At 38.1% G+C, this 26,673-nt stretch carries 21 protein-coding genes; 20 read left to right on the top strand and 1 reads right to left on the bottom strand.

Annotation, left to right across the window (positions count from 1 at the left end; all coding sequences use genetic code 11):
• Nucleotides 1-26 precede the first annotated feature (26 nt).
• Entirely contained in the window at nucleotides 27-614 is a 588-nt protein-coding gene (locus BM739_RS08135) for a transglutaminase-like cysteine peptidase (RefSeq protein ID WP_076539744.1), read from the bottom strand.
• A 1,063-nt stretch (nucleotides 615-1,677) separates the two neighbouring features.
• Here BM739_RS08135 and BM739_RS08130 point away from each other — a divergent pair.
• From BM739_RS08130 to BM739_RS08035, 20 genes are all read left to right on the top strand, one after another.
• Nucleotides 1,678-2,847, top strand: coding sequence for a nucleotide sugar dehydrogenase (locus tag BM739_RS08130; RefSeq protein ID WP_076539487.1), 1,170 nt, complete (start codon nucleotides 1,678-1,680; stop codon nucleotides 2,845-2,847).
• Nucleotides 2,848-2,923: 76 nt separating this feature from the next.
• Complete coding sequence (locus BM739_RS08125; protein WP_083698099.1) at nucleotides 2,924-4,258, top strand: lipopolysaccharide biosynthesis protein; 1,335 nt, start codon at nucleotides 2,924-2,926, stop codon at nucleotides 4,256-4,258.
• Nucleotides 4,259-4,388: 130 nt separating this feature from the next.
• Nucleotides 4,389-5,396 (top strand): glycosyltransferase family A protein, encoded by a 1,008-nt coding sequence (locus tag BM739_RS08120; protein WP_076539485.1) that lies wholly within the window; start codon nucleotides 4,389-4,391, stop codon nucleotides 5,394-5,396.
• 88 nt (nucleotides 5,397-5,484) lie between these two features.
• Complete coding sequence (locus BM739_RS08115) at nucleotides 5,485-6,426, top strand: acyltransferase (RefSeq protein WP_076539483.1); 942 nt, start codon at nucleotides 5,485-5,487, stop codon at nucleotides 6,424-6,426.
• 1 nt (nucleotide 6,427) lies between these two features.
• Complete coding sequence (locus BM739_RS08110; RefSeq protein WP_076539481.1) at nucleotides 6,428-7,417, top strand: glycosyltransferase family 2 protein; 990 nt, start codon at nucleotides 6,428-6,430, stop codon at nucleotides 7,415-7,417.
• 12 nt (nucleotides 7,418-7,429) lie between these two features.
• Entirely contained in the window at nucleotides 7,430-8,650 is a 1,221-nt protein-coding gene (locus BM739_RS08105; RefSeq protein WP_076539479.1) for an EpsG family protein, read from the top strand.
• Nucleotides 8,647-9,435, top strand: coding sequence for a glycosyltransferase family A protein (locus BM739_RS08100; RefSeq protein WP_076539476.1), 789 nt, complete (start codon nucleotides 8,647-8,649; stop codon nucleotides 9,433-9,435). Before BM739_RS08105 ends, BM739_RS08100 begins: the two co-directional genes overlap by 4 nt.
• A 5-nt stretch (nucleotides 9,436-9,440) precedes the next feature.
• Nucleotides 9,441-10,178, top strand: coding sequence for a WecB/TagA/CpsF family glycosyltransferase (locus BM739_RS08095; RefSeq protein ID WP_076539474.1), 738 nt, complete (start codon nucleotides 9,441-9,443; stop codon nucleotides 10,176-10,178).
• A gap of 98 nt (nucleotides 10,179-10,276) precedes the next feature.
• On the top strand, nucleotides 10,277-11,710 hold the full coding sequence (locus BM739_RS08090; protein ID WP_076539472.1) for a mannose-1-phosphate guanylyltransferase/mannose-6-phosphate isomerase: 1,434 nt from the start codon (nucleotides 10,277-10,279) through the stop codon (nucleotides 11,708-11,710).
• Nucleotides 11,703-13,172, top strand: coding sequence for a phosphomannomutase (locus tag BM739_RS08085; RefSeq protein WP_076539470.1), 1,470 nt, complete (start codon nucleotides 11,703-11,705; stop codon nucleotides 13,170-13,172). Before BM739_RS08090 ends, BM739_RS08085 begins: the two co-directional genes overlap by 8 nt.
• A complete protein-coding gene (locus BM739_RS08080; protein WP_076539468.1) occupies nucleotides 13,173-14,573 on the top strand; it encodes an undecaprenyl-phosphate glucose phosphotransferase in 1,401 nt (466 codons plus the stop codon).
• Nucleotides 14,574-14,602: 29 nt separating this feature from the next.
• Nucleotides 14,603-15,802: an outer membrane beta-barrel protein gene (locus BM739_RS08075; protein ID WP_076539466.1), complete on the top strand. Its 1,200-nt coding sequence runs from the start codon at nucleotides 14,603-14,605 to the stop codon at nucleotides 15,800-15,802.
• 14 nt (nucleotides 15,803-15,816) lie between these two features.
• The gene (locus tag BM739_RS08070) at nucleotides 15,817-16,353 is read left to right on the top strand and encodes a polysaccharide biosynthesis/export family protein (protein ID WP_076539464.1); all 537 of its coding nucleotides are present in this window, start codon (nucleotides 15,817-15,819) and stop codon (nucleotides 16,351-16,353) included.
• Entirely contained in the window at nucleotides 16,354-18,669 is a 2,316-nt protein-coding gene (locus tag BM739_RS08065; RefSeq protein ID WP_083698098.1) for a polysaccharide biosynthesis tyrosine autokinase, read from the top strand.
• A complete protein-coding gene (locus BM739_RS08060; RefSeq protein ID WP_076539461.1) occupies nucleotides 18,666-19,391 on the top strand; it encodes a tyrosine-protein phosphatase in 726 nt (241 codons plus the stop codon). Before BM739_RS08065 ends, BM739_RS08060 begins: the two co-directional genes overlap by 4 nt.
• Before the next feature lie 21 nt (nucleotides 19,392-19,412).
• Nucleotides 19,413-20,132: a hypothetical protein gene (locus BM739_RS08055; RefSeq protein WP_139326849.1), complete on the top strand. Its 720-nt coding sequence runs from the start codon at nucleotides 19,413-19,415 to the stop codon at nucleotides 20,130-20,132.
• Nucleotides 20,132-21,499, top strand: a complete 1,368-nt coding sequence (locus BM739_RS08050) for an O-antigen ligase (RefSeq protein WP_076539457.1) — start codon at nucleotides 20,132-20,134, stop codon at nucleotides 21,497-21,499. The genes BM739_RS08055 and BM739_RS08050 overlap by 1 nt, the downstream gene beginning before the upstream one ends.
• 46 nt (nucleotides 21,500-21,545) lie before the next feature.
• Nucleotides 21,546-22,436, top strand: a complete 891-nt coding sequence (gene galU, locus BM739_RS08045; protein WP_076539454.1) for a UTP--glucose-1-phosphate uridylyltransferase GalU — start codon at nucleotides 21,546-21,548, stop codon at nucleotides 22,434-22,436.
• Nucleotides 22,437-23,193: 757 nt separating this feature from the next.
• Entirely contained in the window at nucleotides 23,194-24,897 is a 1,704-nt protein-coding gene (gene aspT, locus BM739_RS08040; protein WP_076539740.1) for an aspartate-alanine antiporter, read from the top strand.
• Between the two features lie 91 nt (nucleotides 24,898-24,988).
• Nucleotides 24,989-26,602, top strand: coding sequence for a bifunctional aspartate transaminase/aspartate 4-decarboxylase (locus BM739_RS08035; RefSeq protein ID WP_076539452.1), 1,614 nt, complete (start codon nucleotides 24,989-24,991; stop codon nucleotides 26,600-26,602).
• Nucleotides 26,603-26,673 lie beyond the last annotated feature (71 nt).

The following is a 26,673-nucleotide window of genomic DNA, read 5'->3' as shown; positions in this document are numbered from 1 at the left end:
AGCGACTCCAATTCCATTTTCGCATGTTATTCACCATTCTCTATTCTATTAACGAGATCTGTCCAACTTTTAGAGCCATTACTAACAGGGCGATTTGAACCTAGTCCTCGTGCTTTAGTTAACCATAAGCCTTGGCTGTTAAATGAGTAAATTGGTTTTAAATCAGTCCGTTGATTTGATTTTTGAATGCTTGTAGTTAAATTATCTAATACTAAGGGCATTGCCTTAGGGTTATCAAAATAAATAAGTACCATGTGGGGTTGGTCAATTAATAATGCTCTAACATACATTAAGCGCATTTTTTCTTCGCTGACTCCCATTGCTTTTAAAGTAAAGTACTTAAAAATCGCAAAGTCTTCGCAATCGCCACCTTTAGTGCCCAATGACTCTATCGGTGTCCCCCAGTAATCATTTTTATTCCAATGCTCTATATCGCTGACAAAATTAATATGTCGATTGGCAAATTGATTAACCAAGTGCAAGCGTTCGCTATCTGTAAACTCAGCTCCCTTTTCGATAATTGATTGCCACTTATGAAAGTCATCAATTCTGTTAAGCCCATATTTTAGTTCAATTTGAGAAAAAAATGCGCCAGAAAAAATATTGTGGTTCATTGTTGAAAAGCAAACAGCAGAAAACACTATTGGTATTAATAGCCAATAGCGTTGCCAATTCAAACCAACACCAAATGAATTAATTTTCCCACCCCACCTATCCTTAGTGATGCTAAAACTGTAGCAAAAATGTGCAATAAGGGATCTGTAAACTTCATCATAGCGAAGTTGGCCTTAACGGTCGTCAATAAAATGACGTATTTGATTAGCTGTCTCATAAAGTGTTCTAAGTTTACGCTCCGAGATCTCTTGGGTCTAAACTATTGCAAAATTGCCACTTCGTTAGTTTGTACTCACCAACTGATTTGTTTTTGGCACGGGTCTTGATTGAATTATGTACAGCTGTTTGGGGCGATTTAATGACCTTGTTTTTAATTGTTACTTAATACGCTTAAGTTTGATTGTTGGGCTTTGTATTTAAAGGTTTTTTATTGTTAATGGCTTTGGTTGTCCTAAATGGTTGGTGTTTAATAAAGTTAAAATCGCACCAAAATGCAGCAGCCTCAGGCACAGATTAATGCGCTTTAAGCTCTGAGAATTCACCAAGGGTAAGGCTGACCTATACTAAAGTACTATTCTTGGCTCGCAGTAATAGTAGTTAGTTTAATACCGAGGCGAGTAATTAGGCTACTTTAGGTTGATTTTGGAATTGAGGTTATAAGGTGTCAAAAAACTGCCAAAGGTTTGATGTATGCTTCGATGTAATAACATTGTTAAGTGGGCTTGATGAAGCCGATTAACTTAGATGGCGTAGACTTTAATGAAGATCAATTTTGATTTTCATACTTTGTACCGAGATTCATGAGAGTGTCTATACTTTGTTTGTTGCTAATTTTTTCTGGATGTATTTGAAAGTTGAAGCGGCCTAACAGCCAATCAAATTTGTAAATTATTAGCTAAATTATTCATAACTTTTATAGCAATCTGGAAGCTAAAATTCAGTGCGGTAGCGTGGCTAAAACCATCTAGGTGTATGTAAAACCGTAATTTTTTCTCTTGAACCTTCCCACGGGATTTCCCACAAAAACATTTACTTTAATGTTAAACAAGGGTGTTAATCTAAATGAAAATAGCAATTGCTGGTACAGGTTATGTTGGCTTATCGAACGCTATGCTACTTGCTCAACACAATGAGGTTGTTGCTGTAGACATTATTGAGTCCAAAATTAACCTCCTCAATGACAAGGTGTCGCCAATTACCGATAATGAAATTGAAGATTTTCTTGCAAATAAATCGCTAAATTTTACAGCGACCTTAGATCAAGTCAGCGCTTACCAAGATGCTGATTTTGTGATTATAGCCACTCCTACGGATTATGACCCTCAGACCAATTATTTTAATACTTCTTCTGTAGAAATGGTTATTGAACAAGTGACTTCGATTAACCCTAGCGCTGTCATGATCTTAAAATCTACTGTGCCAGTGGGATATACCGAACGGATAAAGGCGAAGTTAAACTGCGATAACATTATTTTCTCACCGGAATTTTTACGTGAGGGAAAAGCACTGTACGACAATCTATACCCTTCAAGAATAATTGTGGGAGAGAAGAGTAAACGCGCAGAAATGTTTGCTGAGTTAATGGTGCAAGGAGCATTAAAGCAAGATATCAAAGTCTTGTTTACCGAGTCGACAGAGGCTGAAGCGGTCAAACTATTTTCGAATACGTATTTAGCCTTAAGAGTGGCTTATTTTAATGAGTTAGACACTTATGCAGAATCCCTTGACCTAGATACCAAGCAGATAATAGATGGAGTAGGTTTAGACCCTCGCATTGGTAATCATTACAATAATCCTTCTTTCGGGTACGGAGGCTATTGTTTACCAAAAGATACTAAACAACTGCGAGCTAATTATGCTGATGTGCCAAATAATCTGATAACAGCAATTGTTGACTCTAATACCACTCGAAAAGACTTTATTGCTAATTCCATTCTAAAGCGAAATCCTAACACCGTGGGTATATATCGATTAATCATGAAGTCAGGATCAGATAACTTCAGGGCCTCAAGTATTCAAGGCGTGATGAAGCGCCTTAAAAGTAAAGGCATAGAAGTGATTATTTATGAACCTGTTATGGAGCAAGATACGTTTTTTTACTCGCCAGTGTACAGAGATTTAGCAGCATTTAAAGCTAGTGCGGATGTGATTGTATCTAATCGAATTACGGCCGATTTACATGATGTATTAGAAAAAGTCTATACCCGAGATTTGTTTGGCAATGACTATTAGTTGCTTTGGAACTTTGTGAGTATTTGAAACGAAAGAGCAACTAACCTCGGTACTGTTAAAGGACTAAAAGTGATTAATGCCTGAAATTTCAAATGGGAAAAAATTAGCTAGCTCAATGCTCTATAGCGTAACTGGTCGATACTTAGTGTATTTAGTGCAGTTACTATCAATGATGATACTAGCGCGAATATTTACACCTGAAACGTTTGGTATATTTGCTGTTATTCAAGTATTTGCTGTTTTTTTTGCCCTATTAAGCGAGATGGGCTTTGGGCCTGCTTTAATTAATGAATCCAAAATATCAACGCAGATGCGCGATGGTATTTACAGTTTTACTTGGGTTTTGGGTGCTGCGGTTTCTGTGATTTTCTTTATTATCTCTCCACTTATTGCTTGGTTTTATGGTAATGACATATATCAATATTTAGTTATTCCGGTTGGTATTAGTATTGTGTTTAACACCTCGGTTATTGTGCCGATGTCTGCACTAAACCGAGAGAAAAAGTTTATTACCATAGCGCGATGTGAAGCAATAGCAGAGATCATTTCCGTTGTCTTTTTACTGCTCACTTTAGACTATTTTGAACCTATTTGGGCGCTAGCGATAAAGCCTTTGGTAGTCTCAATTTTTCGTTATATTTTGATACTTCTTGCCGCAAAAAATACAGAAGAAGGTATTCCGCACTTTGGCCGAGAATTAAGGCATGTAAAAAAGATATTAGCTTTTTCAAAGGATCAGGCGGGGTTTAACTTTTTAAATTATTTCTCTAAAAATTTAGATAATATTTTAGTGGGTAAGTATTTAGGTGCGACAAGCCTAGGGATTTACGATAAAGCCTATAGGTTAATGAGATACCCACTGTTAATACTTACATTTGCAATGGCACCCGCGATACAACCTGTTATGAAGGAGCTGAGAGAAAATCCTCCTGAATTTGAGCGGTTACATATAAAGTTTACTAAATACATGTCATTACTTGGTGCTTTAGTCGGACTGTTCATATGTATATTCTCAGATGAAATCGTGTTTATTTTACTCGGCGATAAATGGGGGGATGTGTCAATATTACTTAAAATATTGTCAATCACTATTCCTACTCAAGTGGTGCTCAGTTCAAGTGGTGGCTTTTACCAAGCTGCGGATAGAGCAGATTTATTATTGAAATGCGGCTTTTACCATGCCCTCACCAGCGTAAGTGCCATTGTTATCGGGGTATATTTAGGTAGTTTAGAAGCGCTTTGTTGGTTAATCGTAATCAGTTTTATAATTAACTTTATTCAATGCTACCTGCTAATGAGTAAACATATTTTCCCTTCTGGGCTATCAAGTGTATTTGGTACAATATCCTACGGGGTTATCAGTAGTGTGATTGTTTTAATTGCAAATTTTGTATTAGCGACTAATTTTTGATTCTTAGGTGTCAGTCAGTGATGGAATTTGATTTTCTCAGTTTTACTTTACATGTTCAGCATGCATTTTATGTGAATGGATTCTTAATGGTTTATTTAGCACTATTAAAGATAGGTAAAGGGTTTAGCAAATGAGTTATAAATATACTGTCATTATCCCTCATTATAACAATATCAACGGTTTGAATAAATTGTTATCAACAATACCTTTCAAAAGCTATGTGGAAGTTATCATTGTTGATGATAATAGTCATTCTAAAGTGACTGACTATATAGATGAGTTTTTGGTTAAGCATTATGAAAACTTGACTGTACTGACTAATGATTCAGGTTATAAAGGTGCTGGGGCTGCAAGAAATATTGGGATAAGGCATGCTAAAGGAGAATTTATAATATTTGCTGATTCCGATGATTATTTTGTAGATAATGCTTTTGATATTATCTGTTCTGGTCTTAAAAAAGATTGTGACATTTGCTACTTTAAACCGACCAGTTTTTGTTTGGTTGAAAAAGAAAAGTCAGACAGACATGTTCGATATGCTAAATTGATTGATAACTATTTACGGTCTGAATGTGAAGACATTCGCTATAAATTTTATGTCCCCTGGAGTAAGGTGTTTAGACGCAAATTCTTAGTTGAAAATAATGTTCGCTTTGATGAGGTTTTAGCATCTAATGATGTGATGTTTTCTTTAGTTTCAGGGAGTAAAGCAAACAAAATTAGTGTGTTGGATGAAGTGTTTTATTGTGTGACCAGAGGTGTTGGTACCTTAACTGTTAACCGTTCAAAAGAGGTTGTTTCTTCTAGAGTTGAGGTGGCTTTGAAAGAGTCATCCTACATAATAAATGAAAAAATAAATACTGAAAATCATTCAGTTATCTCTGTCTTTAAATTGGCAGGAGATAAAATAGATCCCCCTTTGGCTTTGTCGACCTTGTTTGCGTTTTCGAAAGGTCATTTACCTTTTTTCCCCCAGTCATATAAGGATTATATTAAGAATCCAAGATTGATTTTAAATAGGATCTTGTCTAAACCCGCTGTAGATTCTTCAAAGAGTAGTAAGTATAAAAAATATTCATTTTATTGTTCATTGTCTATTTTGTTTTTATATGAGTGTGAAATGATAATTTTTAGTTGATAGCATTGTTTTAATGAACAATATTTATCTTTTAAATGGAGTTATAGTAAATTTTTTTAGTAAGATGCTTTAACATAAGGGTTTAATTATGTTGGCTAGTCGAAAGCTTGAAATTGACACCTTGCGGGGCTTGGCATGTATATTGTTAGTTAGTTACCACGTTATTGGATCTTCATCTACGCAAGGAATGAGAATAGACTCAGGCGTATTACGTGATATTAACGATGTGTTTATTTATATTCGTATGCCGCTTTTCTCATTTTTATCAGGACTCATATATGGAATGAGACCCTTAAAAAGCAATTTTATCCCTTTTTTAAAAAAGAAAACGGCAAGATTGCTATACCCTATGCTAACGGTTGGAACTTTGTTTGCTGTGTTACAGTTTTATGTACCAGGGACTAATCGAGATAATATTAACTTTTGGCTTATGCATATTATTCCTGTCGGCCATTATTGGTTTTTAGAGGCGATATTTTTAGTTTTTTGTTTAGTTACTTTGTTTGAGTTTTTTAATCTGCTCAATAGTTATCTAACGTCTGTTTTTATTCTGGTTATTTTTATCATTATTTACCTTTTAGGTGTTGATGTTAACTATTTATCTTTAGATGGCTTTTTTTACTTATTACCATTCTTTTTATTTGGCATGATGAACTCAAGGTTCCCCACTGCTGTGCAAAAAACCTTAACTGTTAGTTTAGCGATATTGATGTCTTACGGGTTGTCGTTATACTTTGATTTTGATGACAGAGCACTAAGAATTGGCATTGGGTTTAGCTTTTGTTTTGCTCTGTATTTATTGAAAATAAAGGTGAAATGGCTTTCCTATATTGGGGTTTATTCTTTTTCTATTTACTTGTTTCATGTGTTTTTTACGGCAGCAAGCCGGATTTTTTTAAATTATTTTGATGTATTAAATACGAGTTTAGTTTTTATGGTTGGGCTTACAGCAGGCATCGCAGGCTCTATTGTTATTGATAAACTATTAAGTAGTAATAGTTGGATGACTCATTACGTGTTAGGTAGGTAGTATGTTGGATAAAGACAATGATGTTAACAAGTTGACCGTGGTGATCCCTACTTATGGCAGAGCTGAAAAGATCTTGAAATCAATACATTCTTGTCAGCATCCAGACATATCAATTGTGGTGATAGATGATAATGGACTAGATACACCTAACCAGGTTTCAACTAAAGCACTAATAGATAATGTAGCCCCTGAGTTTAATGGCCGCTTATTATATTATGCTTTAAATGATAATTCAGGCGCTTGTATAGCACGTAATAAAGGGGTTGAATTAACAACAACCTCAATCGTCACTTTTTTAGATGATGACGATATGCTGCTTGTTGAAGCAACCTTAGCTAAACTTCAATTTTTTAATGAACACAGCGAGTACGATATTTGTTGCAGTGATATGTACTCTAAGTTTAATGGCAAAAAATATCAGTTAGATTTCTGTCACTTCAAGGGAACCACTCCGATTGAATTACTCGAAGATGGTAACTGTTACACTCCTATGGTTATGGGCAGAAAAAAAGCATTGATGCAAATCGGTGGTTTTGATAATTGTAAAAAATACCAAGACCATGTGCTGATCCTTAAAGTACATTTAAGCAAGCTAAGTGTGCTGTTTTTCAAGCAGCCAACATTTATCCATGTGGATCATGATGAGTATCGAATTTCAAATACACCGTGTTCTTATCAGACGGTTAAGCTTAGATTTGAATATGAAGAAAAGTTACTTAACAGTCTCGATTTACAAGATGCGGAGTATCAGAGGTTAAAAGCGATTGTATTATATCGGAAAAAATATCTTTGTTTTTACTATATAGTGATGCCAAGGCTCAACTCCTTTAAAAAAAGGTTTATTGGTACCAAAAGATTTTTGTATTCGATAGAACAAGATGCTAATGCTATTTTTATTAATGGAAAGTCCTTTTTTTATGCACTAAAAACGGTAACTGGATTACCTTTTTTGATCAAAAGATTGGCTTATAAAATAAAGCACAGTAATTAACAAGGAGTACTTGTGAATAATTACTTATCATATAGCGATAATAATAGTATTCTAAATGTTAAGTTTTCATTTGTTTTTGCTGTTTTAATATTGTTTTCTATGTTTACTCCGTTTTTATCATTTCTTTGTTGTGCTTTTTTGATTGTTTATACTCACAACTATAAATTGGTAAAGCTACTACCTATATCGCTTGTGTTTTTCTTTATTTTAATCAATTTTAATCGGGAGTTTTTCGTAAAGGGTAACGACTTAGAATGGTATTATACTTATTTTACGAATTTTTCAGATTATGAATTAGGTTTTTTTAATGCTTTTGAAGATGATCTGGCCAGCGTATCATTGAAAGCAAGTGAGCCTTTGTATCATTTTTTTGTTTATGCCTCTAGTAAAGCGACCAATGGTTACTATCCTGCTTATATCCTTTGGGTACATTGTGTTATTTATCTCATACCAACCTTTGTGATTATTGAAATTTGTAAGCGTGAAAAAATAAATGTCTTAATTTGTTGTTCTTTAGTTTTATTTCAAATGCTCGTTTTTTATGATTTTGGTAATGCTTATAATTTGATAAGGCAACAGGTGGCCAGTTCGTTTCTGGTGCTGACTTTTTATTTTATGTACATCAAAAAGCCATGGTTTTGCTTGTTTTTTGCTATTGTTTCAGTATTGACACATAACTCAACTGTTTTAATGGCCGCACTAATATTATTGTTTTGTTTGTACAATATAAACTACATATCATACAAGCTATTACTAACGGCAACGGTGTTGTTATCTATTTTTTATGTTGCTGTATACTTTAACCTTAGTGGTCACTATGAAGATCTTGAAGATAAATCAAGAGGTTTAGTAGTTAAACTGATTGATTTTAGTATTTTTATTTTTAGTGGGGTGATTGTATTTTTTTATGACTCAAAATATAGGAATGTTTACCGGTTTTTAGTGGTGTTATTCATTGCCTTGATGTTTTGTCATATTAGTTCGTTTTTACCTCTAAGATTTTTAACCTTTTATGATTCTTTTAAGTGGCTTAACTATTTTATCATCTTTAATTATTTCAGCACTAAGCTCTCATCTTACAAAAATGCTAATTTAAGTATTTTCGCTTCTTGTTTGATCTTAGGCTTTACCTATTTCAACCTGAAGCTTACTTATACAGCATATATATATAATGGTAGCTTTCTAGATTTTGTTATTGATTCACCCATCTATTATTTAGGTATTGATTTATGAAAGTGTTACTTATTACTACTTGCGTATATAATGAAACTAACTACTCAGACTTTAAACGCCTAGTTAATAGCTTGCACTCGCAAAGTAGTGAGACCGCATTCTTTCATGCTGTTCTATTTCAAAACTACACTCAGACTGAAATGATTCAACCCGCTAATAATGAGAATTATTGTGCCGAACACTTTTACATTAAAGATATCATTTCACTATCTAAAGCAAGGAACTTTATTATCGAGAGAGTTTTCGATGTTCTTAGTGATTATGATTACATTTCCTTTCCTGATGATGATTGCTGGTACCCTACGAGTTTTTGGCTCAATTTTGAAGGGTTAGTAAGTACCAATGATTGCGATCTTTTTTATACCAAGTTTTGTTCCAGCCCGATAGATGCCGTTGGTGGTATTGAAAAGCATTCTGCTTATAAATTGGTTCAAAATGCGTCTTCAAACACTACTATTTATAAAAGTCAGATTGTCGCTGAATTGAGATGTTTTAATGAGAGTTTCGGTGTCGGCAGTGAAAATAATGGTGGTGAAGATACCGATTTTGCCATTAGGGCAATGTTGTTATCTAAAAATATATGGTTTAGCAACTCAAACTTAATTGGCCATCGCGATCCCATTGCAGAGTTCAGATATCGATACTTCAAAGGCTCTTTTGGCGTGTTAAAGAATCATTGCTTTAGCTCACTTGCATTGATGCTGATTACAGCAAGAAAAACCTGTGTAGGGTTAGTCTTTCTTTTTTCTAACAAAATTAAAGTTACTGACTTTTTCATAAGGTGAATAAAATGGACTTTACAAAAAAGAATAATTTTTTGGGTGTGAATTTTAATGACTTTACAGCCGATAATCTGGTTCATCATATTGTTAATTATAATGGTGAATATTCAATGCTAGTTACGCCTAATGTAGACCATGTTATCAGGTATAACTCTGATTCAAGCTTTAAAACTATTTATGATAAAGCTGATATTACTGTCAATGATAGCCGTATTTTAAATCTCTTATCTAAGCTGGCTAGGGTTGATATCGGAGATGTTATTCCTGGTAGTGATTTAACCAAACGAATCATTGAGACCTTGCCTGAAAAAGATTTTGATATAACAGTTATTGGTTGTTCAGATGAAACTATATCCTTTGTAAAAGCTAAATATAAGTTACGTTCAGTTAATCATTATAATCCTCCGATGGGGTTTATTGATGATGATTTTGAAGTGGCTAAGTGTGTTGATTTTGTATTAGCCAATCCAGCGAAATTAATCTTTCTTTGTGTGGGTTCTCCAAGACAAGAAATTCTATGTCAAAAACTTAAACAGGCAGGTGCTTCAGGACTGGCTTTGTGTGTTGGCGCTTCCTTTTTATTTTTAAGTGGTGAGGAAAAAAGAGCGCCAGTGATATTTCAAAAACTGTCACTAGAATGGTTTTTTAGATTAATGCAATCACCAAGACGGTTATTTGGTCGGTATGTTATTAATGGCGTTAAAATTTTTCCGATATTCATAAAGTACATTCAGCAAAAACATTAGTTAATACTCATTAAATTGATGGGTAATGCTCATCGCTCCTTTTTTCAACGTTAAATTCCCTATTGGTTACTGTAAAATAATTTTTATCGAGGTTGAATATGATTTTACCCGTAATTATGGCCGGTGGTTCTGGCTCTCGTTTGTGGCCATTGTCTCGCCAGCAATTTCCTAAGCAGTTTCTTACTTTGTTAGATAATCATTCAATGCTGCAAACCACAGCGAACCGACTTGATGGGATTATTCATTCAGCGCCCTTAGTTATTTGTAATGAAGAGCATCGTTTCTCTGTTGCTGAGCAGTTTCGTTTAGGCAATATAGATAACAGCGGAATTATATTAGAACCCGAGGGGCGAAATACCGCCCCCGCAATTGCACTTGCAGCTATGTATGCGGTTCGCAATGGGCAAGACCCTTTATTATTAGTGCTAGCTGCAGATCATGTCATTAAGAATGAGGCCGCATTTTGTGAGGCTGTCACCAAAGCGGTAGCCCTAGCAGAACATAACCAATTAGTGACGTTTGGCATTGTGCCGACAGCACCAGAAACGGGTTACGGCTATATTCAACGGGGGGAGTCACTCGCTGATGAGCTTGGTTTTAAGGTTTCTCAGTTTGTTGAGAAGCCGAATTTAGCCACTGCTAAAGATTACATTGCCACTGGGCATTATTATTGGAATAGCGGCATGTTTTTGTTTAAAGCCAGTGTCTATTTACAAGAACTTAAATTATATAGCCCTGATATTTTTGCCGCTTGTGAAGCCGCAATGGTGAATACGACTCACGATGTAGACTTTATTCGTGTCGATGAAGCGGCTTTTATTACAAGTCCCGAAGACTCCATTGATTATGCCGTAATGGAAAAGACCAAGCATGCAGTGGTTGTGCCTATGGATTGTGGTTGGAGCGATGTCGGCAGCTGGTCAGCATTATGGGAGATTGAAGATAAAGATCCCCATGGGAACGTCTTTAAAGGCGATGTTATTGGTATAGATACCAACAATAGTTATGTTAATGCAACTGAAAAGCTGGTGGCAACTATCGGCTTAGATGATGTGGTTATTGTTGAAACTAAGGATGCGATTTTAGTTTCAAAACAAGCTGATGTTCAACAAGTTAAACATATTGTCGAGCAACTGAAAACTCATGATCGTAGCGAGTGGCAACACCATCGCGAAGTTTATCGTCCTTGGGGGAAATATGACTCCATCGATCATGGCGGGCGTTTCCAAGTCAAGCGAATTACTGTCAAGCCTGGGGCAAAGTTATCAGTACAAATGCACTACCACCGCGCAGAACATTGGATAGTGGTATCGGGTACTGCGAAAGTAACCAATGGCGATCAAGACATTCTATTAACTGAGAATCAATCTACTTATATCCCTGTTGGTGTTATCCATGCCTTAGAAAATCCAGGAAAAGTGCCTCTAGAATTAATCGAAGTGCAATCGGGGTCTTATCTCAGCGAGGACGATATTGTTCGCTTTGAAGACAGATATGGCCGAGTAGCAACAAAAGGCGTATCAGATGCTTAATTCAAAACAAGTGATAGCTTCAAGTCATATCGGTTTTGGAACCAGTGGCGCTAGAGGTTTGGTATGTGATTTCACTGTTGATGTCTGCGCAGCTTTTACGGTGTCTTTTTTAAACACTATGCAAGACTCTTTTAGTGTGCACACTATGGCTATTGCTATCGATAATCGCCCTAGCAGTTTTGCTATGGCGCAAGCATGTGCCGCAGCACTGCAGCAATTTAATATTAACGTCATATACTATGGGGTGGTTCCAACCCCAGCGTTAGCCAGCTTGGCGATGAGTAAAGGGCTTCCTTGTATCATGGTTACTGGCAGCCATATTCCATTTGATCGCAATGGATTGAAGTTTTATCGACCTGACGGTGAAATTACGAAAGCTGATGAAATAGCAATTATTAATGGTGACTTTAATTATCGTGCCATAGAGCAATTACCGCCGCTTATTATCGATGATAGTGCAGCAAGTCATTACATTGAGCGCTATGTGAATTTATTTGATACTGCCTGGTTAACCGGTAAGCGCATTGGCATTTATCAGCACTCAAGCGCTGGGCGCGACTTATATCCACTTATTTTTGAAAAACTCGGCGCTGAAGTCATTAGCATTGGTCGCAGTGATACCTTTGTTCCTATTGATACTGAAGCCGTTAGTGAAGCTGATTGTCAAAAGGCGATTGAGTGGACTCGTGAATATCAGCTTGATGGGTTATTTTCTACTGATGGTGATGGCGACAGGCCATTGCTTGCTGATGAGCAAGGTAACTGGTTGCGTGGCGACATTCTTGGGTTACTATCAGCTAAAGCGTTAAATATCGATGGCTTAGCTGTACCTGTTAGCTGCAATACTGCTATAGAGGCAAGTCACTATTTTGATGTGGTAGTAAGAACTAAAATAGGTTCCCCTCATGTGATAGCCGCGTTTTCAGCCTTAGAGATCCAATGCAGTCGAATTGCTGGATTTGAAGCAAATGGTGGCTTCTTACTGGGCTCAACCATTACCGTTAATGGCCATACTTTGGCTGCATTACCCACCCGCGATGCAGTACTGCCCGTTTTAATGGTTTTGCACAGTGCTTTTAATGACCTTACGGCAAAATCCAATAGCGTATCAACCTTATTGACTGAACTACCTCAACGTTTTACTTACAGCGATCGCTTAACTAATTTTAGCATCGAGCGCAGTAAAGAAATTATTGAGTATGGTTTGCAGCAACCACAAGAGTTACTCGCGCAATTAAACTTTTCTAGCGACCAATTATCAGCAGTTAATGCTCAAGATGGTCTACGCTTAAGTTTAACTAATGGTTCCATTATCCATTTGCGCCCATCTGGAAATGCCCCTGAATTTAGATGTTATGCCGAAAGTGACTCCGAATTAAACGCAAAGAGTTTGGTTGAAAAGACGTTACAGCAGTTATTAAGCATCAATCTAAATACTTCAATAGTTAATGAGGTGAACTAAATGGACAGTCCATCAACACTTCAATTTGTCGGTACCCGCTCTAGTTTTTTATTGCGTATCTTTGATATTGCCATTATTGCCGCCGCATTAATGATCATGATGCATAGCTATAATATTACTTTCAATAAGGACTACTTGTTAGTGCTGATTGGGGTGCTGTTTTTTTATAGCTATATTGGTGAGTCCTTAGGGCTTTATCGCTCATGGCGTTCTGGGCGATTTTCTACCATGTGTAGGATCGTTTGTTTGAATGTAACATTTGCCTTTGTGCTTATGACCCTATTGTTGTTTGTATTTAAATATAGTGAAGTTTACTCACGAGTAACGGTGGGTGGCTGGTATGTATTAACTCTCTTATCGTTAGTGACTTGGCGATTGTGTGTTCGTGAGATTAAGCGACTTCGCCGTAAAAAAGGCTATAGCGTACAAAAAATTGCCATTGTTGGTTTAACTGAGGCGGGCCAGCGTTTATATGAACAAATACAAAAACATGATGAGTTAGGTTTTGAGTGTGTTGGTTTTTACGATGATCGTGATCCTCATCGGATCGAAAACTTAGACTTATCTTGCCTAAAAGGCACCATAAATGATGCTGTTGATGTTGCGCGTAGAGGGGAAATCCAAAAGTTATATGTATGTTTACCTATGATTGCTGAGCAGCGAACTGCAGATATCATTTTAGCCCTTGGAGATAGCACGGTTGATGTACTCATTACCCCTGACTTTTTATTGAAAAACTTAATGCATGCGCGCATAGGCAGTGTTGGCGAGGTTGATACCTTAAGTGTGTTTGAGTCACCCGTAAACGGGATGATGCGCTTTTATAAGCGTAGCTTTGACCTTGTTTTTAGTTTTGCTGCTTTGGTTGTATTAAGTCCACTTTTATTCGTTATTGCTCTCGCGGTTAAATTAAATTCCCAGGGGCCTATTATTTTTAAGCAAGATAGATATGGACTCGATGGACGAAAAATTAAAGTGTGGAAATTTCGCTCAATGACGGTGACTGAAAATAGTAATGTCGTTATTCAAGCTAAGAAGGGAGATGCTCGAATAACCAGTATCGGCGGTTTTTTACGTAAAAGCTCGTTGGATGAATTACCACAATTTTTTAATGTGCTAATGGGAGATATGTCAGTGGTTGGCCCAAGACCACATGCGATTGCCCACAATGAAGAATATCGACACTTAGTCTCATATTACATGCTTCGTCATAAAGTATTACCTGGTATTACTGGCTGGGCACAGATAAATGGCTGGCGTGGTGAAACCGATACCCTTGATAAAATGGAAAAAAGAATCGAGTTCGACTTGGCATATATAAGAAACTGGTCTATTTGGTTAGATGTGAAAATTGTCTTTATGACATGCTTTAAAGGTTTTGCCGGTAAACATGTTTACTAAAATCACAATGAAAGGAATAGGTGATAACAATGATAACAAAGCTTAATATATTTACAGTTTTAGTCGTCTCTGCTGCTGGGATCGCAAATGTAACTGCAGAGGAAAAGGCTGGAGTAATAACCACTGAGTCCGGCGTCGATTTTATTCCAGCATTAAATGCAGGCTTAAAGTATGACGATAATATTGCCAGTAGAAGTACAAATGAAGAAGAAAGTTGGATATTAACCGTAGCCCCTGCGGTTCAGGTAAAAATGCTCGATGGGAATAACATTTATACTATTGATGCCGGTATTGAGTACGGTGATTATTTCGATAGTAGCGACGATAACTACCTTGATGCACTATTAAAAGCTCGCGCTCAGGTAGAGTTAAATCAAAGCAACCGTTTTAATCTTGAAGCTAAGTATTTTTATGGTCATGAAGATCGTGGTACTGGTGTGTTCGATTTCGGCTTTGATGATGGACTGCCAACAGAACCTGCTACCTATGATATTTTTCAAGCAGGTGGTTATTATGAGTATGGCGCTAAATCAACGCCGGCAAGAGTTAGGATTAATGGTTTATATGATTCTAAGGAATATACAAACTTTAAAGAATTAACCCAGTTCCGTAATAAAGACAACGTAAAATTAGGGGCTACCGTTTTTTATGATACTCGAGCAGCAACCAGTATATTTGTTGATTATCAATATATACAAACTGCTTATGATGTCATGGACCCTGGTGGAGATAGAGACAGTGACACTCAAAATTTACAGCTAGGTGTTGAGTGGGAAGCAACCAGTACCACTGAGGGCTCTATTAGAGTCGGTTATCAGAAAAAGGCTTTTGATAATCAAGAGCGAGAAGATTTTAGCGGTGTAGCTTGGGATGCCAAAGTAACCTGGAAACCACTGACCTATAGTCAGTTTGACTTCTATACCGGTCGCAGTAGTGAAGACCCAGATACCTTTGGTGATTATGTGCGTGAGACCACTTACGGGGTCAAATGGAACCATGATTGGAGCGACTTGTTCGGTACAACTCTAGGGTACGATAGAATACAAGACGATTACACAGGCTTTGAACGTGAAGATACCACCAATGTTTATCGTGTTTCGTTCAATTTTGAAGTGTTGCGCTGGATGACGTTAAGAGCCGGCGCGGATATTGCTGACAATACATCAATACAAGAACGTTTTGATTACGATCGTAATATCTACTTTATTACTGCTGAAATGACCCTGTAATTATTGGTGCAATCATGAGATTTCTATTATTAAGCCTAGTTTTAGCTCTTTTATCCATGATGCCGGTTTCTACTGCTGAGGCGGTCGTGTCTGATGATAGTTATCTGTTAGGTGCTGGCGATACCATCATTATTCAAGTTTATGGCGAAGATGCTTTAACTTTGGAAACTCAACTCACCAATAGTGGCACCATTAATTTCCCTTTTTTAGGCCCTATAAAACTTAACGGTTTGACTATAAAACAAGTGGAGCAAATTGTTTATAAAGGCCTAAAAGGGGATTATTTTGTCGAGCCTAGTGTCTATGTCGGCATGGTGGAGTATCGACCTTTTTACATTCATGGCGAGGTTAAGAAACCCGGTGGCTACCCTTATCAACCAGGAATGACAGTCAATCAAGCCATCGCACTTGCAGGCGGGCTGACAGAGCGGGCTTCAGAAGACAAAATTAATATCTCCCGAGAAGGGGCAAAGGTAGATTCTAAGCGCGGCAACATCAACAGTAAGATTTTTGCTGGTGATACTATTACCATTGAACAGAGGTTCTTTTAAATGACTCAGCAGGAAAGGCGAGCCAACCCATTGCCTCAAATTCAAATGGATCAGCTAATTGATTTCAAAAAGCTCATAAAACCTGTCATGCGTTTTAAATGGCGCATATTAACTTTTGCGTTGTTGGTGACTTCTCTGCTCATTTTTGTGGTATTGAAAATGACACCAATTTACAGTGCCAAGTCCACTTTATTGATTGAGTCAGAACAGGCTAATGCCATTAAAATAGATGAAGTTTATGGTATTAATTCAGGGCAGCAAGAATATTATTTAACTCAATTTGAAATTATAAAATCGCGCTCTATTGCTGAGCGGGTATTTAACGAATTAGATTTAATAAATCATCCTGCTTTTGTTCAAGAGCCGAGTATTTTTAGTCAACTGACATACTTGCTCGACTTTATTCCTAAAGAATATATTCCCGAAAAATATTTACCTAAAGACTTATTACCTGAAGGGAGTGCCACAGAAAACATTGACCAAGAAATTATTAAACAACAATTAATCGATACCTTTGCCGAAGATATTAGTATTTCGCCGGTTAGAAAAACACAATTGGTCCATATTCGTTATGAAAGCTCAGATCCCGGCTTGGCCGCATTAGTGGCCAATGTGGTGGGAGATACCTATATTTTAAGCCAATTGGAAGCCAAGGTTGGTATGACACAAAAGGCCAATACTTGGTTAGGTGGAAGGCTAGAAGAGCTAAGATTAAAGTTAGATGAATCTGAAACTCGCTTAGAATCTTTTAAGCGGGCGAATGGTCTGGTTGATGTTGAAGGGGTCACAGCGTTAGATGCTAAAGAGCTCGAACGATTAAGTGATGAAATTGCTATGGCGCGCTCACGTAAAGCCCAGGCAGAGAGTTTTATTACCGTAGTTAGACGCTACGGTGCTACTGATATCAGCCGTTTAGAAAGCTTACCTGAAGTAACATCACATCCTTCGATCCAAAATGTTAAGCGTGAAGTGGTGATTGTTGAAAGAAAAGTTTCTGAGCTTGAGCAAATTTATGGGCCTAAGCATCCAAAAATGATCGCGGCCAAAGCTGAGCTTAAATCAGTGCAGAGTAATTTATATAGCCAAATAGCAAGATTAGTGAGAGGTATTGAAGAAGAAGCGCAAACAGCAGGACGTAAGCTGAAGGGGTTAGAAGCGCAGTTTAATAAATCAAAAGGCTCTTTTCAAAACCTGAGTACTATAGATACTGATTTCCGCCGCATGCTGCGTGAAGTTGATACTAATCAACAGTTGTTTGATAGCTTTCTTGCTCGTCAAAAAGAAACCGAAGTGACCGGCAGTTTTGACTCGCCCATCGCCCGCTTTACTGACAGAGCGATTGTGCCAATCTATCCTACTAAACCCAATAAAAAGTTGATTGTAATATTGACCTTTTTTGCCAGCTTAGGCTTCGGTGTGGTTATGGTGTTAGTGCTTGATGGATTAAATGACACCATCAAAAATAGCGATGATGTAGAAAAAATATTGTCCCAAAGAGCACTTGGTTATATTCCTAAAGCCAAGAAAAGAGCCAGCTATAAAGAGATTAATTTCGCCTTTTATGACAGTAATCAGCCTTTACATGCTGAAGCTGTGCGGACAATTAGAACCTCGATGTCTTTAATGGCAATGGGAACTGACTTTTCTACGATTGAGGTCACATCGTCGACGCCAAATGAAGGTAAAACTAGCACGTCTATGAACTTAGGATTTGCTTTTTCAACCATGGAGAAAGTGCTGATAATCGATGCTGATTTACGTAAATCAAGTATGGGTGAACGTTTTGGCTTGCCATCTTACCAACCTGGTCTGGCCAATTTCTTATCAGGTACCGAAAGTCTCCCTCACTGTATTGTTGCCGATGTTAAACCGAACGTTGACTTTATGCCTGCGGGAGCCGTGCCACTTAACCCGCAGGAGCTTCTGTCTTCTAGCCAGTTCCCTAAATTGTTAACCTTGCTTAAAACCCAATACAGTAAAATCATTATTGATACACCTCCAATACATGCCGTCAGTGACGCATTGATTATTACTTCGTTATGTGATGCAACGGTATTAGTGGTGAAAGCAGCTCATACGCGCAATGAAGTGATTAAATTAAGCCTCGCAAAACTTAATCAATCTCGAAGTAAAGTCTTTGGGGTGATACTGAACCAGTTTAATACCAAAGATGCTGAGCATTACCAAGGTGACTATGGCTACTATAAAGCTTATGGCGCGGATCAGACTCCTAAAGATAAACCAGCGCAGTTTGTAGACTATGCTGCCAAAGATAGGCCCATGGGATTTTCTGATTTGGACAATATAAAAGTATGATTGATTTACATTGCCATGTATTAGCGAATATCGACGATGGGGCTAAATCCGTTGATGAAGCACTGAGTTTAATGGCTTTAGCACAGGAGCAAGGGATAACCCGCATGGTGGCAACCCCGCATATCCATTTAGGCATATATGACAATGATATCAACTCAATATCTGCAGCTTATAAGGCGCTTTCACAAGCCCTAGTTAGTTCTAATATTGCTATTGAATTGCGCGCGGCAGCAGAAGTGCGGATTTCACCAGAAATAGTCTTGTTTGTTGAGCAACATAAATTGCCTTTTATTGGTCATTATCAGCAAAAAGATGTCCTACTATTAGAGTTACCCAGTAGTCATATCCCCGCGGGTACAGATAGATTAATTAGCTGGTTGCTGAGTAAAGATGTACTGCCGATGATTGCTCACCCTGAGCGTAATAGAGAGCTGCAAAGCCACCCCAATAGAATTAACCCCTTTGTCCAAGCGGGCTGCTTATTTCAGTTAACCGCAGCGTCGCTAATTGGCGATTTTGGCTCGGCGCCGCAGCAATTGAGTGAGCACTTTTTAAAAGAGCGTTTTTATTCCATTATCGCTTCAGATTGTCATTCTTTAAAACGTCGCCCGCCTAAAATTGCCCAAGCAAAGCAGTTGGTTAGTAGCTTAGTTGATGAAGAGTACGCTTTTGCATTAACGACAGAGATGCCAAGAACGATTTCAAATTCGCTATTTCAATAATCATTAAGGTAATGACATAAAATGTTGAAGTTTAAAATGATAAAAAACTTCACTTGGTCAAGGCAAAGGCTGATATATGTATTTTTACTCCTTTTGCTAACGGCGATATTGCCGGTTATTGTGCAAAAAGGCATGGCCAGTGCGTATCATTTTAAATCCCGATTTTATATTGATCATTGGCAGAAAAATAACCCTCCTACCCAGCTTCAATACTCAACGGCATTATTGGCCGCAGATAATGCTTATAACCTTGATAGTAATAACCCTCACTATTTATTAACCTTGGCAAAAGTGATGGAGTGGGGCGTATATGCAAATTTTGCCGCTGGCAATAACACACTATTTAACCAGTTATATACCAATGCTATTTCCCAAAGGCCGACATGGCCTAATGCTTATAGTGATTACGCATATAATTTAGCCTTCATTCAGCATGATGTCTCACAAGTATGGCCGCTAATAGATAAGGCTTTATTGTACGGTCCTTATACTCCTGAGGTATTGCATCAAATACTAGCCATCGGTTTTGCTTATTGGCCTCAGTTAACCCTAGTACAAAAGAAAACCGTTTTTGAAACGGCGCGGATTTCTGCAATGGCTAGCTGGGGCGTGCGCACTGATTTGAAGCGCTTAGCCACTCAATATGACATGACACCAATAGTATGTACCTATTTTAAATTTATCACTCCAGCGCTAATTCCTAAAGATAAGCACTGGGTTGAAAAGGAACTGTGTGGTTAATGGATACTCTTGCCAAACCAACGAAGGTTTTCAGCGGACGCTTTGATCATTTTATGATATTGGCTCTGTGTGTGGTGATTATTTGGATGCCAATCCCTTTAGGCAGTAATCGTATTTGGGCGTTGGCGATCCTTGAATTTACAACAATATCATTGGGGATAGTGCATCTTGGCTATTGCCTGAAGCATGATAGTGCATTTTTTCGCTACCAGTGGCAAAAGCAATTATTGATCCCCCCAGGGCTATTATTGATATATTTATTTTTACAGTATCTTAATTGGCTTCCAGGTATTGATAGCGTCGACCCTTACCAAACTCAACAACAACTCCTTAAAACTTTGTGTTATTCAATTTTTATTTTCTTATTAAGCCAATATTGTCAGCATTCTAAAACCTTAAGATGGCTGTTTATTGCAATTATCTTATCAGGGTGTTTGCAGGCTTTTTATGGGGTGATTCTGAATCTATTGCAGTTAGATGCCTCGCCCATTTTAGGTTTTAGTGATGGCGAAAAGGCCCGTGGCTCCTTTGTATATCAAAATCATTTTGCTAATTATTTAGCCTTATGTTTAAGCATTGCATTTGGTTGGCTGTTATCAGAGCTTAAAACCACCAAGCACGATCAAGATAAGCGCGCCATGCTTATCGGGATGATATCAACACTGTTAAGTCGAAAATTAATTTTACGCTTAGCAATCGTGTTGATGGTTATAGGACTAATAATGAGCCGTTCGCGGATGGGCAATGCAGGCTTTTTTGCCGCTTTAGGCCTGATGTCGGTTATTGCATTATTTATCTATCGCCGCCCGCCGACATTGTTTAAACCCTTAGTTATCAGTATTTTTATTTTAGATTTGATTATTGTCGGTTCGATTTTTGGAGTTGAAAAAGTCAAGCAGCGCTTAGCTGAGACCAGCTTTGCTTCAGAAACCCGAGATAATGTGGTTATTGATAGTTTACCTATCATTCAAGATAATCTTTTTACAGGTACAGGAGGAGGCAGCTTTTATACGGTTTTTCCGCAATATCAGCCCCAGTTTTACTCTGGTTTTTATGATCATGCCCATAATGAATATGTGCAATTTGTAATTGAGTATGGTGTTGTTATGACACTGATATTAGGCGCTTGGGTGCTGTATTCGTTTTGGCTTGCTTGTCGAACCATGTATCGACGCAATAACAAGCTTTATAAGGGTATCGCATTTGGCTGCGCTATGGCGATTGTATATATGCTCTTGCATATCTCGGTTGATTTCCATCTACAAGCACCTGCCAATACGTTACTGTTTTTAACCATAATAACCCTGTGTTGGTCGGTTCGTTATTTACCTTCTGAGCCCCAGCGAAAGGCCCGAAAATCATTTTAGTTTCACTTTTACTATACAATTTAGCGCTAGTTAATAAGGATGTTTTATGAAAGTTGTTATTCCCGTTGCAGGTTTAGGCACCCGTATGCTGCCCGCTACCAAAGCCATTCCTAAAGAAATGTTACCCATAGTTGATAAACCCTTAATCCAATATATTGTTGATGAATGCGTCAGTGCGGGAATTAAAGAAATTGTATTGGTGACCCATGCCAGTAAAAACGCCATTGAAAATCACTTTGATAAATCCTACGAGCTTGAGTCAACCTTAGAAAAACGGGTTAAACGTCAGTTGTTACATGAGGTGCAGTCTATTTGCCCTAGAAATGTCACCATTATGCATGTGCGTCAGGGGGAGGCTAAGGGCTTAGGGCATGCGATATTATGTGCAAAACCCTGTATTGGAGATAATCCATTTGCAGTGGTGTTGCCCGACGTCATTTTAGATGCCTACTCAGCAGATCAGCGAACTGAAAACTTAGCTTCTATGCTGGTGCGATATCAGGAGTCCCAAGCCAGTCAAATCATGGTGGCCCCTGTACCTGATGAGCAAGTCAACAAGTACGGCATTGCAGATTGCGCTGGTGAAACCGTAATGGCTGGAGAGTCAGTCAAAGTGTATAAAATGGTTGAAAAGCCTGCTGTGGGTCAAGCGCCGTCAAACTTAGCCGTGGTTGGTCGTTACGTGTTGTCAGAAAAAATTTGGGATTTACTTGCCCAAACGCCGCCGGGCGCAGGGGATGAAATTCAATTAACTGATGCCATTGATATGCTCATTAAATCAGATGCGGTGGAAGCCTTTAATATGACGGGTAAATCCCATGACTGTGGCGATAAACTTGGTTATATGAAAGCGTTTGTTGAATACGGTTTGCGAGATGCTAAATATGGCGGCGATTTCAGTCGTGAAATTAAGCTGTTATTAACCGAATACGATTAATGTAAGTTATATACTGCTATATGCGGTACGACGAGTCAGCCCTAGCGTCTTTGCTTTAAAGGGCTGACAAACTAAAACCTAATCTTCGATACTGTTGTGGCATTAACGCTAAAATGGTGTTTGAAGTTAGGTTTTTTGTGCCTCAATTTTATGTTAACACGATACAAAACCGCACTTTAGGCGAGTAATCGATATATGGATAAATAGTCCAATCGTAGCCTTTATATAGTTGGATAGTCTTCTGTTTACTTTTTTAAGTTTTTGAATGTAATTGGTTTTGCCTTCTGGTGCTTCATGATTATTTAGTCGATGAATGAAGCTAACTTTACTTGGCGTTTAATTCTGAACCCTAAGGCATATTTCGCTATTTCCTATCTAATTTCGTCTATTTTTGGTTTTTTAAATTTATTTTAATTATTTTAGCAACCTTAAAAATCACCCTCCCTAAGTGAGTATATTTTAAAGCTTTATTTATCAGTTGCTTATATCTGGTGCAGATGGGGCGACTCAATTTTATTTTTTTATGGAGGATTAGATCCGTCAAAATGTATTAATTAGATGAAAGCTTTATCTCTATTATGTTTTCCAAGGAAGCGAAAGACACGAGAGATCACTGGTCAAACGGTCGGGTTGGAAGGTTCAATCAGGATTGAGCAGTATTAATTCCAGCCAATATGCCAGCTAGTTTGCAACTCTCTAATTCTTGTACTATAAATTTAACATTATTATAAACCTAACCCGTAAGGCTGCAATGATTATGAGTATCATCCAAAATCTTTTTGCTATTTCGCCCTATATTGCGTTGTTTATTACTCTGGCACTTGGTTATCTGGTCGGCAAAATTACTATAGGACGTTTTGTTCTTGGTGGTGTCGCAGGTACCTTGTTGATGGGAGTCATAATTGGCCAATTTGGTGTGCAAATAGACCCCGGCGTCAAAACTATCTTCTTCGCATTGTTTATCTATGCAGTCGGTTATCAAGGTGGGCCACAATTCTTTGGCGCGCTTAACTTCAAAACTATCAACATTTTACTTTCCGCTGTCGTGATGACGGTAACCGGTTTAATTACGGTATTAGTGGCGGCTAAGTTATTTAACTTAGACAGTGGTACAGCTGCAGGCCTTGCTGCCGGTGGGTTAACGCAATCAGCCATTATTGGCACCGCAGGTGATGCTATCGCCAAGCTCGGCGGTGTGACTGAAGAAGCTAAAAGTTTAATGCAGACGAATGTTGCTGTGGGTTACGCGGTAACTTATATCTTTGGTTCATTAGGCCCTATCTTAATGGTGTCATGGTTAATTCCGACCTTTATGAAATGGGATATCCGTGAAGAAGCTTTAAAGTTAGCTGACGAAATGTCTGATGGTAAACCTGAATTAGCCCCTGGTGAATTCAATGCCATGACTGATTTAGTCTCCCGTGCCTATAAGCTTTCGCCTGAAAGTAAATTGATCGGTCGCGATATTCAAGCCATTAACGGCGATCTGCTAGATGTCGCCATTGAAATGATTTCCCGTGATGGACAGAGCGTTGAAATCGATAAAACAGTGGTATTACAAGCTGGTGATATTTTAGTGGTGACGGGTCGTCGTCAAGCGATTGCAGGGCATGTTGAGTCCGCTCACAGTGAAGTTGCATTACCTGAAGGCACTGTTCTGATTGAAGAGAATCGTCAGCTGGTGGCGAACGATAAGCAATTAATTGGCAAGTCTCTCGCGCAAATAAAAGCCGAAACTAATCTGGATACTTACCGTGGTATTTATGTCACTGATGTTATTCGTGGTGGTCATTCACAACACATTACCGCAGATTTTGTTGTCAAAAAAGATGACATTATTCAGTTGACGGGTTCTGCAAAAGACATCAACCGTATCGAGAAAAACATTGGTAAACGCTTAGTGTCAGTGTTTTCAACTGACTATGTGTTATTTGGTTTAGGTATGGTTGCTGGCCTATTGATTGGTCTGATTAACTTTAAAATTGCTGGCATCCCAGTGACCATTGGTTCAGGTGCAGGTTGTTTGATTTCAGGTTTATTTGTGGGTTGGTTACGTAGTCGTAAACCTAATATGGGGTCACTGCCACTGGGCGCTTCAAACTTCTTACGTGATTTTGGTTTAGCGGTATTTGTTGGGATTGTCGGTTTACAAGCTGGGCCACAAGCCATTGATACCATTAAAGAGCACGGTTTGACGCTATTGTTCTTAGGCGTGGGTGTGACCATTATTCCACAAATTATCTCTTTCTTTATCTCTTACTACGTATTGAAGATTAAGAACCCAATTGAAGCATTGGCTTGTGTTGCTGGTGGACGCAGCGCTAACCCAGGTTTTGCCGCTTTACTTGAAAAAGCAGGTAATGCGACCCCTGTATTTGCCTTCACCGTCACTTACGCCATTGCCAATGTGTTGCTAACCCTTTGGGGCCCAATCATTGTCGGCATTATTTCTAGCAGTTAACTCATTTTTAGCAGTCGATGAGAGTGACAACCCCTGTCATCGACCACTATTTAAATTAAAGCGAAATTATATTTTTATAAAGGTAAATATTATGACTAAATTAAACACTACAGATGCAACAGCAACAATGGATTTCACTAAATTTGCTGATCTAAGCCCATTTGAACTTAAAGATAAATTAATTGAAGTTGCCAAATCAGTTCCTGACCGAATTCTTTTAGATGCTGGCCGTGGTAACCCTAACTTTTTAGCGACTTTACCTCGTAAAGCCTTTTTACGCTTGGGCGACTTTGCCTTAGAAGAATCAGAGCGCAGCTATTCATACTTGAACGAAGGCTTTGGCGGCATCCCCGATGGTGTGGGCGTGGTAGAGCGTTTTGATACCTTCGCTAAAGAAAACCAAAACAGAGAAGGTGTGCAGTTTTTACAAAAAGCCATTAGCTATGCTAAAGATCGTTTAGGTATTGAAAAACAGTCATTCCTTAATGAGTTTGTGAATGCATTTTTAGCCTGTAACTATCCAGTGCCTTCTCGTATGCTAACGAACATCGAGAAAGTGGTTAAGCAGTATATAGGCGAAGAAATGTACGGCACTATGCCTATGACAACTGACTTTGACCTGTTTGCGACTGAAGGTGGTACAGCGTCAATGACCTATACTTTCGCAACAATGTTCAACAATGGTTTACTTAAAAAAGGTGACAAAGTTGCGTTAATTACGCCAATTTTTACCCCTTATTTAGAAATTCCAGAGCTTGATGAATATGCGCTAGAAATTGTTGAAATTCGTCTAGACGAAAAAACATGGCAGGTACCACAATCAGAAATTGAAAAATTAGCTGATACCGACATTAAGTTACTTTGTGTAGTTAACCCCGCTAACCCAGCTTCAGTTAAATTTTCCAATGACACATTGGACCGTTTAACAGATTTTGTTAACACTAAACGTAAAGACTTATTCATTATTACCGATGATGTGTACAGCACATTTGCTGATAACTTTGTGTCATTATTTGCCAAACTGCCATACAACACTTTATGTGTTTACTCGTTCTCAAAATACTTTGGCGCAACAGGCTGGCGTTTAGGTACAATCGCCATTCAACATAACAACGTATTTGATGATGCGATGCGTTCATTACCAGAAGCACATCAGTTACAACTGGATAATCGCTACAAAACTTTGACTCCTGATCCACGCAGTATCAAGTTTATTGACCGTATAGTGGCAGACAGCCGCGCAGTTGCTTTAAACCACACCGCTGGTTTAGCACTGCCACAGCAAGTTCAAATGGCACTGTTTTCATTAAGCTGTTTAATGGACATGGAAGATAACTATAAAGCGGCTTGTAAACGTATCATCCGTGAACGCTACATTACGCTTTATAAAAACATGGGCATTGAAGTTGAAGATAACGAAGATCGCGTTGATTACTATACTTTGCTTGAGTTAGACACATTAGGTGGCAAACTTTATGGTGATGAGTTTGTACAATGGTTCAAAGACAACGATAAAGGTAATGACTTCTTATTTGTGCTAGCCCATAAAACTGGGGTGATTTTACTTCCTGGTAGAGGTTTTGATGTGGTACATGCTTCAGCTCGCGTATCATTAGCAAACTTAACTCATTATGAATATGAATTAATTGGCCGTGAAACTCGTGCGGTACTTGACGATTATTATGCACAATATCAAGCTCGCTAATCGATTAATGCTATAGTTAATCGCAATACATTAACTAAGGTTATGTTATAAAAATGCCAATCTTTTGATTT

Source organism: Shewanella sp. UCD-KL21, assembly GCF_001957135.1.
GTDB lineage: Bacteria > Pseudomonadota > Gammaproteobacteria > Enterobacterales > Shewanellaceae > Shewanella.
The sequence above is the reverse complement of the archived record's forward strand: the minus strand, read 5'-3'. Positions and strand labels throughout refer to the sequence as shown.